This window comes from Rhodanobacter sp. Root627 (genome assembly GCF_001427835.1).
Taxonomy (GTDB): domain Bacteria; phylum Pseudomonadota; class Gammaproteobacteria; order Xanthomonadales; family Rhodanobacteraceae; genus Rhodanobacter; species Rhodanobacter ginsenosidimutans.
This window is the reverse complement of the sequence record NZ_LMGW01000001.1, coordinates 1,533,856-1,549,089: the sequence shown is the minus strand read 5'-3', so window position 1 is coordinate 1,549,089 and position 15,234 is coordinate 1,533,856. Positions and strand designations below refer to the sequence as shown.

14 protein-coding genes are annotated in these 15,234 nt (G+C 64.4%); 7 read left to right on the top strand and 7 right to left on the bottom strand.

From position 1 onward, the window contains the following. Positions 1 to 102 precede the first annotated feature (102 nt). Positions 103 to 1,545: a metalloprotease TldD gene (gene tldD, locus ASD68_RS07185; protein ID WP_200945333.1), complete on the top strand. Its 1,443-nt coding sequence runs from the start codon at positions 103 to 105 to the stop codon at positions 1,543 to 1,545. Here tldD and coaE read toward each other — a convergent pair. The 5 genes from coaE to miaB form a co-directional block, all read right to left on the bottom strand. Continuing rightward, positions 1,542 to 2,150: a dephospho-CoA kinase gene (gene coaE, locus ASD68_RS07180; RefSeq protein WP_056604906.1), complete on the bottom strand. Its 609-nt coding sequence runs from the start codon at positions 2,148 to 2,150 to the stop codon at positions 1,542 to 1,544. The genes tldD and coaE overlap by 4 nt on opposite strands. After that, positions 2,147 to 3,004, bottom strand: coding sequence for an A24 family peptidase (locus ASD68_RS07175; RefSeq protein ID WP_056604903.1), 858 nt, complete (start codon positions 3,002 to 3,004; stop codon positions 2,147 to 2,149). The genes coaE and ASD68_RS07175 overlap by 4 nt, the downstream gene beginning before the upstream one ends. A 162-nt stretch (positions 3,005 to 3,166) precedes the next feature. Beyond that, the gene (locus ASD68_RS07170) at positions 3,167 to 4,429 is read right to left on the bottom strand and encodes a type II secretion system F family protein (RefSeq protein ID WP_056604900.1); all 1,263 of its coding nucleotides are present in this window, start codon (positions 4,427 to 4,429) and stop codon (positions 3,167 to 3,169) included. A gap of 139 nt (positions 4,430 to 4,568) precedes the next feature. Continuing rightward, positions 4,569 to 6,296 carry a type IV-A pilus assembly ATPase PilB gene (pilB, locus tag ASD68_RS07165; protein WP_056604896.1) on the bottom strand — a complete coding sequence of 576 codons (1,728 nt, stop codon included), beginning with the start codon at positions 6,294 to 6,296 and terminating at the stop codon, positions 4,569 to 4,571. A gap of 318 nt (positions 6,297 to 6,614) precedes the next feature. Continuing rightward, positions 6,615 to 7,958, bottom strand: a complete 1,344-nt coding sequence (gene miaB / locus ASD68_RS07160) for a tRNA (N6-isopentenyl adenosine(37)-C2)-methylthiotransferase MiaB (protein WP_056080601.1) — start codon at positions 7,956 to 7,958, stop codon at positions 6,615 to 6,617. 244 nt (positions 7,959 to 8,202) lie between these two features. Between miaB and ASD68_RS07155 the strand changes: the two genes are divergently transcribed. Continuing rightward, on the top strand, positions 8,203 to 9,300 hold the full coding sequence (locus tag ASD68_RS07155; protein ID WP_343123435.1) for a lytic transglycosylase domain-containing protein: 1,098 nt from the start codon (positions 8,203 to 8,205) through the stop codon (positions 9,298 to 9,300). Between the two features lie 35 nt (positions 9,301 to 9,335). Here the strand turns inward: ASD68_RS07155 and ASD68_RS07150 are convergent, their stop codons facing one another. Next, positions 9,336 to 10,517, bottom strand: a complete 1,182-nt coding sequence (locus tag ASD68_RS07150; protein ID WP_056604883.1) for a trypsin-like peptidase domain-containing protein — start codon at positions 10,515 to 10,517, stop codon at positions 9,336 to 9,338. Between the two features lie 211 nt (positions 10,518 to 10,728). Here ASD68_RS07150 and petA point away from each other — a divergent pair, with 211 nt between their 5' ends. The 5 genes from petA to ASD68_RS07125 all read left to right on the top strand — a co-directional run bounded on the left by petA (position 10,729) and on the right by ASD68_RS07125 (position 14,746). Next, a complete protein-coding gene (petA, locus tag ASD68_RS07145; RefSeq protein ID WP_056081086.1) occupies positions 10,729 to 11,334 on the top strand; it encodes a ubiquinol-cytochrome c reductase iron-sulfur subunit in 606 nt (201 codons plus the stop codon). Continuing rightward, the gene (locus ASD68_RS07140) at positions 11,334 to 12,635 is read left to right on the top strand and encodes a cytochrome bc complex cytochrome b subunit (protein ID WP_056080593.1); all 1,302 of its coding nucleotides are present in this window, start codon (positions 11,334 to 11,336) and stop codon (positions 12,633 to 12,635) included. Before petA ends, ASD68_RS07140 begins: the two co-directional genes overlap by 1 nt. A 13-nt stretch (positions 12,636 to 12,648) precedes the next feature. Then, complete coding sequence (locus ASD68_RS07135; protein WP_056604877.1) at positions 12,649 to 13,389, top strand: cytochrome c1; 741 nt, start codon at positions 12,649 to 12,651, stop codon at positions 13,387 to 13,389. Positions 13,390 to 13,462: 73 nt separating this feature from the next. Next, complete coding sequence (locus ASD68_RS07130) at positions 13,463 to 14,098, top strand: glutathione S-transferase N-terminal domain-containing protein (protein WP_056080587.1); 636 nt, start codon at positions 13,463 to 13,465, stop codon at positions 14,096 to 14,098. Between the two features lie 222 nt (positions 14,099 to 14,320). Continuing rightward, positions 14,321 to 14,746, top strand: coding sequence for a ClpXP protease specificity-enhancing factor (locus ASD68_RS07125; RefSeq protein WP_082520146.1), 426 nt, complete (start codon positions 14,321 to 14,323; stop codon positions 14,744 to 14,746). 29 nt (positions 14,747 to 14,775) lie between these two features. Here ASD68_RS07125 and ASD68_RS07120 read toward each other — a convergent pair whose 3' ends face one another. Continuing rightward, positions 14,776 to 15,192, bottom strand: coding sequence for a DUF3301 domain-containing protein (locus ASD68_RS07120; protein WP_056604875.1), 417 nt, complete (start codon positions 15,190 to 15,192; stop codon positions 14,776 to 14,778). Positions 15,193 to 15,234 lie beyond the last annotated feature (42 nt).

Sequence of the window (15,234 nt, the reverse complement as noted above, 5' to 3'; positions counted from 1 at the left end):
CCCGCGACGGCAACGTTGGGGCGGCGATCCCCGCAGGTTCCCTTTAAACGGTGCGCTCCGACCCTCATCTGACAAGACTCCCCCGCATTGAATGGCTGAGATTTGATGGATTCCCTGATTGCCCAGGCCGAGCGCCGGTTGTTGACGCCCGGCGGCCTTGCCGCCACCGATCTCGATCGCGTTTTCTCGCAATTGATGGGGCCGTCGATCGACGCCGCCGACCTGTATTTCCAGCATTCGCGCAGCGAGTCGTGGCTGCTGGAGGAGGGCATCGTCAAGGACGGCAGTCATTCGATCGAGCAGGGCGTGGGCGTGCGTGCCATCTCGGGTGAAAAGACCGGCTTCGCCTATTCCGACGAGATCGTGATGCCGCAGCTGTTGCAGGCGTCCAAAGCGGCCCGCGCCATCGCGCATGACGGCAACGGCGCCGGCAAGCCGCTGGCGCTGAACGGCGCGCGTCAGCTGTATCCGGCCATCGATCCGGTCGACAGCCTGCCCAACCCCGACAAGATCGCGCTGCTGCGCGAGGTCGATGCGTATGCGCGTTCGCGCGACCCGCGCATCAAACAGGTGATCGTCAGCATTGCCGCCACCGTCGACACCATCCTGATCGCCGCCTCCGACGGCACCCTGGCGGCTGACGTGCGGCCGCTGGTGCGCATGAGCGTGCAGGTGATCGCGGAGCAGAACGGCCGGCGCGAGCAGGGTCATTCCGGCGGTGGCGGTCGCCACAGTTATCGCGAACTGATGGAGAACGGCCGCGCCCTGGGTTTCGCCGACGAGGCCGTGCGCCAGGCGCTGGTGAACCTGGAGGCGGTCGATGCCCCGGCCGGCAGCATGACGGTAGTGCTTGGTCCGGGCTGGCCCGGCGTGCTGCTGCACGAGGCGATCGGGCACGGGCTGGAAGGCGATTTCAACCGCAAGGGCAGCTCCGCCTTCGCCGGCCGCATCGGTGATCGCGTGGCTGCCGCTGGGGTCACCGTGGTCGATGACGGCACGCTTGCCAATCGCCGCGGTTCGCTCAGCATCGATGACGAAGGCACGCCGACCGAGTGCACCACGCTGATCGAGAACGGCATCCTCAAGGGCTACATGCAGGACAAGCTCAACGCCGGGCTGATGGGCGTCAAATCCACCGGTAACGGTCGCCGCGAATCGTTCACCGCGCTGCCGATGCCGCGCATGACCAACACCTACATGCTGGCCGGCCAGCACGACCCGCAGGAAATCATCCGCTCGGTGAAACGTGGCTTGTACGCACCCAATTTCGGTGGCGGGCAGGTGGACATCACCAACGGCAAGTTCGTGTTTTCCGCCAGCGAGGCCTACCTGATCGAGGACGGCCGCATCACCCGCCCGGTGAAGGGCGCCACCTTGATCGGCTCCGGCCCGGAAGTGCTCAACCGCGTTTCGATGATCGGCAACGACCTGAAGCTGGATGAAGGCGTGGGCGTGTGCGGCAAGGACGGCCAGAGCGTGCCCGTGGGCGTGGGCCAGCCAACCCTGAAGATCGACAACATGACGGTGGGTGGTACTGCTTCCTAACGCGCTTGCGCCAGATAGCGCTGGTGCAGTGCCATGACGGCGTCGTCCAGTGCTGCTTCACCGCCGCTGTTGTCGATCACGTCGTCGGCCACGGCCAGGCGTTCGGTGCGACTCGCCTGGCGATCCAGCATGCGCTGCGCCAGCGCCGCGTCGATGCCGTCGCGCTCGACCAGCCGCGCGATCTGCGTCGCTGGCGGCGCATCCACCAGCAGCACGCGATCCACCCAGCGGTAGGCGTCCATGTTCTCCGCCAGCAACGGGATCGCCAGCAGGCAATAGGGATCGTGCTGCGCCATCGCGCGATCGTGCAGCCACTCGCGCACGCGTGGATGGATGATCTGTTCCAGCTTGCGTCGGGCGCCGTCATCGGCAAACACGTGGCGGCGCATCGCGGGGCGGTCCAGCCGGCCGTCCTGGTCCAGCACGTCTTGGCCAAAGGCCTGCACCACCGCCCGCAGTCCGGGCGTGCCCGGTTCGATGACTTCGCGGGCCGCCACGTCGGCGTCGTGCACAGGCACACCCAGGGCCTGGAACCGGCGCGTCACCGCGCTCTTGCCGGAGGCAATGCCGCCGGTCACGGCGACGACGAAAGGCCGCGTGTTCATCGCAGGCCGGTGAACTGCATGTAGCCCTGCAGCAGGCCATCACCGGCTACCAGCCAGACCCAGCCGGCCGCCGCGATGAACGGCCCGAACGGCATCGGCAACTCCCGTTGGTGCCGGCGCAGGGCAATCAGCGTGCCGCCGATCAGCGCACCGATCAGCGACGACAACAGGATGATCGGCAGCAACGACACCGGCCCCATCCACGCGCCCAGCGCGGCCAGCAATTTGAAATCGCCGTAACCCATGCCTTCCTTGCCGGTGAGCAGCTTGAACAGCCGGTACACGCTCCACAAGCTCAGGTAGCCGGCGGCGGCGCCGATGATCGCCGACGGTGCCGCCACGAACATCGGCAGCAACGACAGCAGCAGGCCCAGCCACAGCAGCGGGAAGGTCAGCTGATCGGGCAGCAGTTGGGTGCGGAAGTCGATGCCGGCCAGCGCAATCAGCGTCCAGGTAAACACCAACCCCGCCAGCGCCACCCCGGTCGGCCCGAACTTCCACACGATGACGGCGCTCAGGATGCCACTGAGCAGTTCCACCAGCGGGTACTGGATCGAGATGGCCGCCTTGCAATAACGGCAGCGCCCGCGCAGCAGCAGCCAGCTGAACAGCGGGATGTTGTCGCCAGCCGCCAGGCGATGTTTGCAGTGCGGGCAATGCGATGGTTCGCGCACGATGCCGGGCGGCAGTGGCGTGGCGTCGGCCTCCAGTTCCAGCACGTCGCGGGCTTCCTGCCGCCACCCCGCCGCCATCCGTTCGGGCAGGCGCAGGATCACCACGTTGAGGAAACTGCCGACCAGCAGGCCCAGCACGACGGCGATGGTGATCCAAAGGGCAAAAGGAAGATCGGGCATGCGTCAGCCTTGTATGTGAGGCGTGCGAAGAGAGCAGCCTAGGTTACGGTGCTTCGTGTAGGAGCGCACCCTGTGCGCGAAGAGCTTTCGCGCACAGGGTGCGCTCCTACAACGGAAACGGCGGGCATTGCCCGCCGTTTCCGCATCATGTTCTTCGCAAGCTCAGAACGTGCCGGCGAGCTTGAAGATCGGCAGGTACAACGCGACCACCATGCCGCCGACCAAGGTGCCGAGCACCACCATGATGATGGGCTCGAGCAGGGTCGACAGCGTGTCGACCGCGTTGCTGACTTCCTCCTCGTAGAACTCCGCCACCTTGAACAACATGTTGTCCAGGGCGCCGGATTCCTCGCCGATGGCAGTCATCTGCACCACCATGTTGGGGAACAGGCCGGTCTGCTTCATCGCCAGTTGCAGTTGGTGGCCGACCGCGATGTCCTCGCGCATCTGGTGCACCGCGTCGCCATAAACCACGCTGCCGGTGGCGCCTGCCACCGCATCCAGCGCCTCGACCAGCGGCACACCGGCGCGGAACGTGACGCCCAGCGTGCGGGCGAAACGGGCGATGGCCGAGTTGCGCACGATGTTGCCCATCACCGGCATCTTGAGCGCCATGCGGTCCAGGAAATGGGCAAACTTCACCGAGCGTTTCTTGGCGACAATGAGCGCCGCGATGCTGCCGCCGATGATGCCGATCACCACCCACCAATAGCTCTGCATGAACTCCGAAGCGCTCACCAGCAACTGCGTCGGCGCCGGCAGCTGCGCGCCGGCGTCCTGGAAGGTCTTGGCGAACACCGGCACCACGAACAGCAGCATGATCAGGCAGACCATGAACACCACGGCCAGCACCATCATCGGGTAGAACAGCGCTTTCTTGATCTTCTTCTTGATCGCTTCCATGCGCTCTTTGTAGGTGGCCACGGTGTCCAGTACCGTGTCCAGCACACCGGAGGCTTCACCCGCGCGCACCAGGTTGCAGTACAGCTCGTCGAATTGCACCGGATAGCGGTGCAGCGCTTCGTGCAGGGCCGAGCCACCTTCGATGTTCTGCTTCACATCCAGCAGGATGTTCTTGAAGCGGACGTTTTTCTGGCCGTCGGCAATGATGTCGAACGACTGCACGATGGGTACGCCGGACGCCATCATGGTGGCGATCTGGCGGCTGAAAACCGCGACGTCGAGCGGCTTGACTGGCTTGCCGGACGAACCGAACAGCGGCTTGGCGCGTTCGCGCACGGTCTGCGGATTCATCCCCTGGCGGCGCAGTTCGGCTTTTACCAGCGAGGCGTTCTTCGCCGGCATGTCGCCTTTCATTCGTTTGCCGCGCTTGTCCAGCGCCACCCACTCGTAGGTGGTCAGCCTGCTGACTTCGGCGCGTTGGGCGCCGAGCGTGCGCGTCTTGCTTGCGGTAGCCGTGGCCATGCGCATTTTCCCCCAATGATCCAATCCAGACTTGCCGCAGGCGGCAGGCAAGGTCAGTACAGCTTATGCCAATTTCCAGCCCCCAAACCGTGGCGCGCAACGCAACTCCAGCCAACGGTTTTTCCAACAAATGTCTTGCTCAGTCCTTGGTGACGCGGTCGATCTCGGTCAGGCTGGTCAACCCGTTTTTCACCTTGAGCAGTGCCGACGCACGCAAATCATTGATGCCTTGCGCCTTCGCCACCTCGGAAATCTGCAGGGCGTTGCCGCCTTGCAGGATGATCTTCTGGATTTCCTCCAGCATCGGCATCACCTGGTAAATGCCCACGCGGCCCTTGTAGCCATCATTGCACCCCGAGCAGCCGACCGCTTCGTATACGGTCATGCCCGCGTCGATGTCGGCCTGGGTGAAGCCCGCCGCCAGCAGCACGTTCGGCGGCAGGCTTTGCGGCTTCTTGCAGTCGTGAAGGCGCCGGGCCAGGCGCTGGGCGATGATCAGGGTGACCGACGAGGTGATGTTGTACGGCGCGATGCCCATGTTCATCAATCGGGCGATGGTCTGTGCCGCGTCGTTGGTGTGCAGCGTGGACAGCACCATGTGGCCGGTCTGCGCCGCCTTGATCGCGATTTCCGCGGTTTCCAGGTCGCGGATTTCGCCGACCATGATCACGTCCGGATCCTGGCGCAGGAACGATCGCAGCGCGCTGGCGAAAGTCATGCCGCGCTTGGCGTTCTGCTGCACCTGGTTGATGCCTTCGACGCGGATTTCCACCGGGTCTTCCACCGTCGAGATGTTGCGCTCGGCGGTATTGAGCATGTTCAGGCCGGTATACAGCGACACGGTCTTGCCCGAGCCGGTGGGGCCGGTGACCAGCACCATGCCGTAGGGTTTGTGGATGGCGTCGACGTAGAGCTTCTGCTGATCCGGTTCGTAGCCCAGTTTTTCGATACCGACCTTGGCCGACGAGCCATCGAGGATACGCAGCACGATCTTTTCGCCGAACAGGGTCGGCAGCGTGCTGACGCGGAAGTCGACTGCGCGGGTCTTGGACAGGTTGAGCTTGATGCGGCCATCCTGCGGCACGCGCTTCTCAGCGATGTCCAGTTGCGACATCACCTTCAGGCGGGAGGAGATGCGGTTGGCCAGTTTCATCGGCGGGCTGGCCACGGCGCGCAACATGCCATCCATGCGCAGGCGTACCCGGTACTGCGTTTCGAACGGCTCGAAATGGATGTCCGACGCGCCGCGGCGGATCGCGTCGAGCAGGATCTTGTTGACGAATTTCACCACCGGCGCGTCGTCGTTGGCGTTCGCGTCGACGCCGGTGCCGGCGGCCTCGCTCTCGTCATCGCCGATCTCCAGCTCCAGCCCGTCCAGCTCGCTGCCGCCGATATCCGGCATGGTGTCGCGCATGCTGTTGAGCAAGGTCTCGATCGTGCGCTGCAGCGTGGCACGCTCGACCAGGATCGGTTCGACATTGCAGTTGGAGTTGAACTTGATCTCGTCCAGCGCGCGCGACTGCATGGGATCGGCAATGCCGACGAACAGGCGCTTGCCACGGCGAAACAGGGGCAGGGCCTGATGCTTGCTGATCAGCGCTTCACTGATCAGGTCCATCGGCATGGTGGTCGGATTGAGCGCCGAGACATCCATCATCGGCATGCCGAATTCGGCTGACGCGATCTGCGTCATGCGCGCGCTGTCGACCAGGCCATGGTCCAGCAGCCAGACCGCCAGCGTGGTTTTATGCGCGGCGCTGTCGGACATCGCCTTGCGCACATCCGTCTCCGGCAGTACGCCTTCGGATACCAGCCGGCGCGCCATGCCGGATAAACCCGCGAGCGTTGCTTGCACTTCAGAAGACATAACCGTATTTCTACCCCATCCCCGTATGTTGTTGAATCTACCGCAGTCTGCGCGGAAGGTCATCCATTGTTTGCAAGGTCATTTGTGACCGCCGGCGAGGTTCGGAGAGGCCGTGCCCACTTTTCGTGGAGCCTCGTGCGCGCCGCTGTGCCGGAGCCCGTTTTCCGCGGCCGGCAGGCCCCTACCCACCGGCAAAGGCGGGTATGGCGCGGCAGTAGCCGAAATCCGAGCCGATGGTGAGCTTCGATCTGCCCTGGGCGGTGGCGGCGATTGGTTACCCGGGGGATCGCCCAGCCGCCGTTCGGCCGGGCGACAGAGTCAGGCGGCGACGTCGTCGGTCAGCTTCACGCGTCCGCGCAGCGAATTGGCCATCGCCTCGGTGATCTCCACGTCGACGAACTGGCCGATCAGGCGCGGGTGGCCGGCGAAGTTCACGAAGCGCATGTTCTCGGTGCGGCCGGTCAGCTCGGAGGCGTCGCGCGTGCTGGGTTTTTCCACCAGCACGCGCTGCACGCTGCCGATCATCGCCTGGCTGATCCGTTTCGCATTGGCGTTGATCGCGGCCTGGAGCCGGCTCAGCCGGGCGTGCTTTTCTTCGGCCGGCGTGTCGTCGGCCAGCCCCGCCGCCGGTGTGCCCGGGCGCGAGGAGAAGATGAAGGAGAAGCTCTGGTCGAAGCCGATGTCCTCGATCAGTTTCATGGTCTTCTCGAAATCCGCCTCGGTCTCGCCGGGGAAGCCCACGATGAAGTCGGATGACACGCAGATATCCGGCCGCACCGCGCGCAGCTTGCGGATCTTCTGCTTGAATTCCAGCGCCGTGTAGCCGCGCTTCATGGCGCTGAGAATGCGGTCGGAGCCGGCCTGCACCGGCAGGTGCAGGTAGTTGGCCAACTGCGGCACGTTGGCGTAGGCCTCGATCAACGAGTCGGAAAACTCCAGCGGATGCGAGGTGGTGAAGCGGATGCGGCCGATGCCGTCGATCTGGGCGATGGCGTGGATCAGCACGGCCAGGTCGGCGGTGCCGCCGTCGAAGGTGGGTCCGCGGTAGGCGTTGACGTTCTGGCCCAGCAGGTTGACCTCGCGCACGCCCTGGGCGGCCAGCTTGGCGACTTCGACGATCACGTCGTCGAACGGACGGCTCAGTTCCTCGCCGCGGGTGTACGGCACCACGCAGTAGCTGCAGTACTTCGAGCAACCTTCCATGATCGACACGAACGCGGTGGGGCCTTCGGCGCGCGGCTCGGGCAGGCAGTCGAACTTCTCGATTTCCGGAAAGCTGATGTCGACCTGCGGCAAGCCGCTGGCGCGCTGCTGCTCGATCAGCTGGGGCAGGCGATGCAGGGTCTGCGGGCCAAACACCAGGTCCACGTACGGCGCGCGCTTGACGATCGCCGCGCCTTCCTGCGAGGCCACGCAACCGCCGACGCCGATCAGCACCGGCTTGCCGTCCTTCTTGTGCTGCTTCCAGCGGCCGAGCTGGCTGAAGACTTTTTCCTGCGCCTTCTCACGGATCGAGCAGGTGTTGATCAGGATCACGTCCGCCTCGGACTCGTCCAGCGTCAGCTCCATGCCGTGCGACTCCCGCAGCACGTCGGCCATCTTGGCCGAGTCGTACTCGTTCATCTGGCAGCCGTGGGTCTTGATGAAGAGTTTGCCGCTCATGGCGTGGGTACCGTGGTTGGTGAGGCGTAATGCACTGAACCGCGCATTTTACCCCTGCACGACTGGCCCCGCCAATCGATGCTTCGCGGATCAACCACTTGCGTCAACTGGCCGCGGGCCGCTGCGGTTCCGCAAAAGTGAGACATTGCACTTGGCGTCGACGTTGCGTTGGCGCCACACTCTGCGCATGTTCGATACCGCACGCCACGGGGGAAGCGTCGGTCGGTTCGCCGGGGGCTTCTCCTTGATCACGTTGCCGCGCCGGCTCGCGCTGGCCGGCGCATTGCTGTGCGGCGCCTTCTGGCTGCCGGGTGCTTCAGCGGGTGCGTTGTACCGCTGCACGGGCAGCGGTGGGGAAGCGGTGTTCAGCAGCAGCACGGTGGGCTACCACGGCTGCAAGCGGATCAGCACGTTCGGTGCCTCGCCGTCGCGCAAGGTGCCGGTGCCGCGGGCATCGCTGGCGCGGGCGAACGGCGACGTGACGACCTCGGCGCGCAGCCTGGCAGCGGATGGCATCGAGCCGGTGTCGCTGGCCAACGTGCAAGGGAGCGTGCAGACCAGTGCCACGGCGGTGGGCGCGGCCTCGGTACGGCGCGCTTCGTTGGCCCAGGTGGAGGCGAGCGCAAGCACCACCGGCAAGGGCGCGCACCCGGCACCCGTCGCCGTCGCCGCCAAGCCAGGGCAATGGAGTTATCGCGAATCGCATGATGCCGAAGCGGCGCCAGCCACGGCGATCGCCCCGTCGACCAGGGTGTTGCGCGGAGCGGTTTACCGTGTCGTGGGCCACGACGGCACCGTTGAATACACCAACCTGCCGCCGCGCGGCCGCAAGGCGGCGACCCTGCTTTTCAGCTACATCGCCACCTGTGCTGCCTGCGATCTGCATTCCACCATTCGCTGGGGGCGGGTGGCGCTCAACCTCACCGCCTACAACGACACCATCCGTGCCGCCAGTCTTGAATATGGCGTCGACGAGGCGTTTCTGCGCGCGATCATCCATGCCGAAAGCGCGTTCAATCCGCGCGCGCTTTCGATAAAGGGCGCGCAGGGGCTGATGCAACTGATGCCGGGCACGGCCAGCGACATGGGTGTGCTGGATGCCTTCGATGCCGACCAGAACATCCGCGGCGGCGCGCGTTACCTGGGTTTGCTGCTGCAGAATTTCCACGGCAACGAACGCTTGGCGGCGGCTGCCTACAACGCGGGCCGGGGCGCCGTGCAACGCTACAACGGCGTGCCGCCGTACGCGGAAACCAAGGTGTATGTAGAACGTGTCGGTACGCTGCGGCAGCGTTATGGCGCAGCGATCCATCCGCCGCTGGCGGCCAGCGGGCCGGGCTGACCGGGCCGGGTGAACTGGGCCAGGCGGGATTCCGCTCAGTCGTCCGAGGTGGTGCTGGTGGCCATGGGCGGACGTTTGGCGACCGTCAGTTCCGAATGGAAGGGAGCGCCGTTGCGCAGGCCGGAAACCGTGACCTTGCTGCCCGGTTCCAACGCTGCCTCATGTCGTCGCAGATCGGCTGGATCGAGAATGTCGTCCTTGCCTATTTTCAGCAGGATGTCGTGCGGCTGCAGGCCGGCGAGGGCTGCCGGGCTACCCGGATAGACGTCCGTTACCTGGGCGCCGCGCGCCGCCGCCGGCAGGCCGCTGTTGGCGGCCACCGGCACGAAGGCGTAATCGGCGCCCAGCCAACCGCGCACCACGTGCCCGGTGGCAATGATCTGGTCGAGGACCTTCATGGCCGTGTTGACCGGGATGGCAAAACCGATGCCCTCGGCCCCGGCCGCCTTGCCGATCAACAGCGTATTGATGCCGACCAGCAGGCCGCGGGCGTTGATCAGCGCGCCACCCGAATTGCCGAGGTTGATGGCCGCGTCGGTCTGGATGAAATCCTCGGCGCTGGAGCTGTTCAACTGGCGCCCGATCGCGCTGACGATGCCCATCGTCACGGTCTGGTTGAGGCCCAGCGGGTTGCCGATCGCCAGCACTACGTCGCCGGCGCGCAGTGGTTGCTGATCGGCGATGTGGATGGAGGGCAGGTTGCTGGCGTCGATCTTCAATACCGCCAGGTCGGTTTCCTCGTCGGCGCCCACCAGCGTCGCCTTGGCGATGCGGCCGTCGTAGAGCAGCACCTGGATATCGGCGGCGTGCGCGATGACGTGGTTGTTGGTCAGTACGTAATCCTGGCCCTGCGCGTTGACGATCACGCCCGACCCAAGAGTCTGTTCCCGCCTCTGGTATGTGGTCGGCTGCCCGCCGAGCAGTTGCTGCAGCAGCGGATCGTTGTACATCCGGAAGGCCTGGCCGGTGACGATCTTGTTGGCGTAGATATTCACCACCGAAGGTTCGGCGGCGGCCACCGCGTCGGCATACGACAACGGGCTGCCGGCCGGCGCACTGGTCGGCTCGGTACGTGCTGGCGGCGTGGTCGTTACCCCGAATCGACTGCGCAGGCGATCACCGCTGCCGGGCCACAACAGGGTGATCACGAAGGCGATCGCCAGCCCGAGAATCACGAATCGGGCAATGAAGGCGAGCGTGCCGGCGGCATGTTTCATATCGAGGGGGATACTCGGCAAGTCGGGAGCTGGGGCCGCGGCGCGTCGCCATCGCCGGGTAGGTGTTTTATTGTACGGGGCCGGCCCTGACGCTACACTAACGCGATTTTTGCGGGCACTGGTTCTGCCAGTTTCGGCGAAGCAGCTTGAGGCTTCGACGATCGGCATGCCCAAACCCATCACGATGATATTGCAAGTACCGGAGAGCCTGATGGCGAACGAAGTCGTCGATCACGGCCGCCGCCGTTTCCTTACAGCAACCACTGCGGTGGTTGGTGGGGTGGGAATCGTTGCGGCGGCTGTGCCCTTCATCAAGTCGTGGGAACCCAGCGCGCGAGCCCGGGCCGCCGGTGCTCCGGTAACGCAGTCTCTGGCCAAGATCGAGAGCGGCCAGATGCTGACCGTGTCGTGGCGCAGCCTGCCGGTGTTCGTGTTGAATCGCAGCAAGGCGCAACTGGCCACGTTGCCGATGGTCGACTCGCGGCTGGTGGACCCCAAGTCCGACGGCGCCTCGGCCGACCAGCAGCCGAAGTACGCACAGAACGAAGCGCGCTCGATCAAGCCGGAATGGCTGGTGGTGATCGGCATCTGCACGCATCTGGGCTGCGTCCCCGATTTCGTGCCGGAGATCAAGCCCGAGCCGTTCGATCCGGAATGGAAAGGCGGTTTCTACTGCCCCTGCCACAAGTCGCGCTACGACCTGGCCGGCCGTGTGTTCCAGGGCGTACCGGCGCCGAAGAATCTGCCGGTGCCGCCGTATCACTTTGTTGACGACAACACCATCCAGATTGGCGTGGATCCGAAGGAGGCTGTCTGATGGCCAACGTATTCACGAGCATCGGTGACTGGGTCAACGAACGCGCACCCGGCATGGCGCCGATGTACCGCGCGCACATGACCGAGTACTACGCGCCGAAGAACTTCAACCTCTGGTACTACTTCGGTTCGCTGGCGCTGCTGGTGCTGATCAACCAGATCGTCACCGGCATCTTCCTCACCATGAACTACAACCCGAGTGCGGCGGGAGCCTTCAACTCGGTCGAGTACATCATGCGTGACGTGGAGTGGGGTTGGCTGATCCGCTACATGCACTCCACCGGCGCCTCGCTGTTCTTCGTGGTGGTGTTCCTGCACATGTTCCGCGGCATCATGTACGGCTCGTACAAGAAGCCACGCGAGCTGGTGTGGCTGCTCGGCATGCTGATCTTCCTGGTGCTGATGGCGGAAGCCTTCATGGGCTACGTGTTGCCGTGGGGCAACATGTCGTTCTGGGGCGCCAAGGTGATCATCTCGCTGTTTGGCACCATCCCCTACATCGGCGACACGCTGGTGGAGTGGATCATGGGCGACTTCCTGCCCGCCGACGCCACCTTGAACCGCTTCTTCGCACTGCACGTGATCGCGTTGCCGATCGTGCTGCTGCTGCTGGTGGTGTTGCACATCGCCGCGCTGCACGAAGTGGGCTCCAACAACCCCGACGGCGTGGAAATCAAGAAGGGTCCCAAGGGCAACCGCTGGGATGCGCTTAAGCCGGCCGACGGCATTCCGTTCCATCCGTACTACACGGTGAAGGACCTGGTCGGCGTGGGCTTCTTCCTGATGATCGCCGCGTTCATCATCTTCTTCGCGCCGACGTTTGGCGGCTGGTTCCTGGAGCATGACAACTTCATCCCGGCGAACAACCTGGCGACTCCGTCGCACATCAAGCCGGTGTGGTATTTCACCCCGTTCTACGCGATCGTGCGCATGATCCCGTCCTTCCTCGGCTCGGCCGTGTGGGGCGTGCTGGCGATGTTCGGCGCCATCGCGGTGCTGTTCGCGCTGCCCTGGTTCGATCGGGGCAAGGTGAAGTCGATCCGTTACCGCGGCACCGGTTTCAAGGTGGGCCTGGGCTTGTTCGTGCTGTCGTTCTTCGCGCTGGGCGCGGTCGGTGCGGGCATTACCGCCGAGGTGATCCCGGTCTGGTTCGGCGATGTCGACGTGACGTTCTGGGAGAACCTGTTCGGCCGCGTGATGACGCTCGTCTACTTCGGCTTCTTCGCCTTCCTTTGGGCTTACACATATTTCGGCTGGGAAAAGACCAAGCCGGTTCCGGAACGGGTGACCACGCATGACTAAGCGGCAGCTGCTAATGAAGCGATACATCTTCCCGGTGGCGTTGGCGCTGAGTCTGCTCGTCGGCAGCATGTCGGTGCAGGCGTCCGAAGAGGGCGGTTTGCCGGCGGCTGGCACCAACGTGCACGACCAGGCGTCGCTGCAGCGCGGAGCCAAGCTGTACTTCAACTATTGCGTGGGTTGCCACTCGTTGAAGTACATGCGTTACGAGCGGATTGCGGCCGATCTGGGCCTGTCCGAACAGGAAGTGATGCAGAACCTCAACTTCACCGGTGCCAAGTTCGGTGAACCGGTGATCTCGCACATGCCCGAGGCCTCGGCCGCAGCGTGGTTCGGCAAGGCACCGCCGGATCTGTCGCTGGAAGTGCGCGCCAAGGGCGCTGATTGGGTCAACGCCTACCTCAACTCGTTCTACCTGGATCCGAGCCGTCCGGTGGGCTGGAACAACACCGTGTTCCCGAACGCCTCGATGCCGTTCCCGATGTGGGAGCTGCAGGGTCTGCAGACGGCGGAAATGAAGCCGGCCAAGCCCGGTGAAGATGCGCAGGTGGAGAAGCTGGTGCTGTCGCACCCGGGCAAACTGACCCCGGCGCAGTTCCAGCAGGCTACCCGCGATCTGACCAGCTTCCTGGAATACGCGTCCGAACCGGCCGCGCTTGAACGCCATGCCTATGGTGTCTGGGTGCTGCTGTTCCTGGCCTTCTTTACCTTGCTGGCATACATGCTGAAGAAGGAATACTGGAAAGACGTCCACTGAAACGGGTGAGATAACCCTGCGAATGCGGCGGCCGACCAGCCGCCGCCTTCGTGTCGACGAAGGGGATTGGTGCATGGTTCAAAGCGCGCGCTCACGTAACGTACTCACCTTGTATACCCTGGCCGATGACATCCAGTGTCACCGGGCACGACTGGTTCTGGCAGCCAAGGGCGTCAGCTACGAACGCGTGATCGTGGACCGCGACAAGGCGTCGGCGGAGCTGGTGGAGCTCAACCCTTACGGCACGACGCCGACGCTCGTTGATCGCGACCTGGTCCTCTATGACACCAGCGTGGTGTGCGAATACCTGGACGAACGTTATCCACATCCGCCTCTGATGCCGATCGATCCGCTTTCGCGCGCCAGGCTTCGTGTTGCGGCGGTGCGTATCGAAAAAGACTGGCTGACGGAAGTGGATGTGATCCGTGCTGGTGGTCGGCCCGCGGACGCCGCGCGCAAGCGGCTGCGGCAGAACCTGCTTTCCACGGTGCCGCTGTTCAAGGCGTCGCGCTTCTTCCTCAACCCCGAGATGAGCCTGGTGGACTGCCTGGTGGCCCCGGTGATCTGGCGGTTGCCGTCGCTGGACGTTGATCTTGGCAAGGAAGGGCGACCGATCGTCGATTACGGTGAGCGGCTGTTCCACAGCCAGGGCTTCGAGCGCAGTCTTACCGAGGACGAAAAAAACATGCGGTTGGAAACGGTGCGCTGAAGCCGGCTGCGGCCGTCTTGACATCATTTTTCCGCCCGCTGTCGCAGGGTGTCCAACGCTGACGGCACGGGCGACGGCTGACAAGCTGTCGACGCACGATCCATTTGTTGATGTTCAGCTGTCCGCCGCCAACATTCTGGTACGCCCGCAAACATCGACTTTCATTTGGCCCCTGGCCTTGAGGCATCACCCCCACAGATGAGCACCGACGAGTCCCCCTCGATGAGTTCCAATCGCCCGTATTTGCTGCGGGCGATCTACGACTGGATCAGCGACAACAACCTCACCCCGTACGTGCTGGTGGACGCCGGCGTGGAAGGGGTCAGGGTGCCGCCCCAGGTCATCAAGAACGGCCAGGTCGTGCTCAATCTCGCCATGCGCGCCGTCGCCAACCTTGACCTGGGCAACGACTGGATCAGCTTCCAGGCGCGCTTCTCTGGCGTCAGCCAGTCGATCCACATACCGGTTCGTGCGGTGCTGGCGCTGTATGCCCAGGAAAACGGGCAAGGCATGATGTTCCCGGCCGAGGAGGAGGGCGACATGCCTCCGCCGACCACGCCGCCCGACGACGACAAGACGTCCGCCGGCCCCGCCGCACCCGCCGAAGCGGCGCCAAAGCGCGGCGCGCATCTGCGCGTCGTCAAATAACCAACAGGTACCGCGCGTAAACGCGGGAATCAGTGCAGGCGTTGGTCGGCGCGACGGGGACGCAGCGGGATCACGTTGTCGGATGTCTGGTGGCTTGCGCTTGTCGCGCCGGTAATGGCAACCGGAGACACCGGCAGGTCTGGCGTAGGCAAGCTCAGTGCGCTGATCGCTGTGCCCAGCATCCACATGTGCGCGGATTTGCGATCATCGCCTTCAAGACTGACCTCGAACCCGTAGCAGCGCTCGATCCTGCCCCGGCCGGGACTGCCGCGATGCAGTCGCAAGGCACGCAGCCCGACGGTTTCATCGAGCAGTTGCAGCCCATGTTGCAGGCACAAGCGACGCGCTTCGCGTACGGCATGTTCCCGCGCCGCGCTGATTTTCAGCCACAGGCCGACAACGGCACCAAGCGACAGCAGCAACAGCAGGTCTGAAAGATTGCTCATGCCGTCAGTGTGTGGGCCGTCGCTACCGTGTGCAAGCGATCG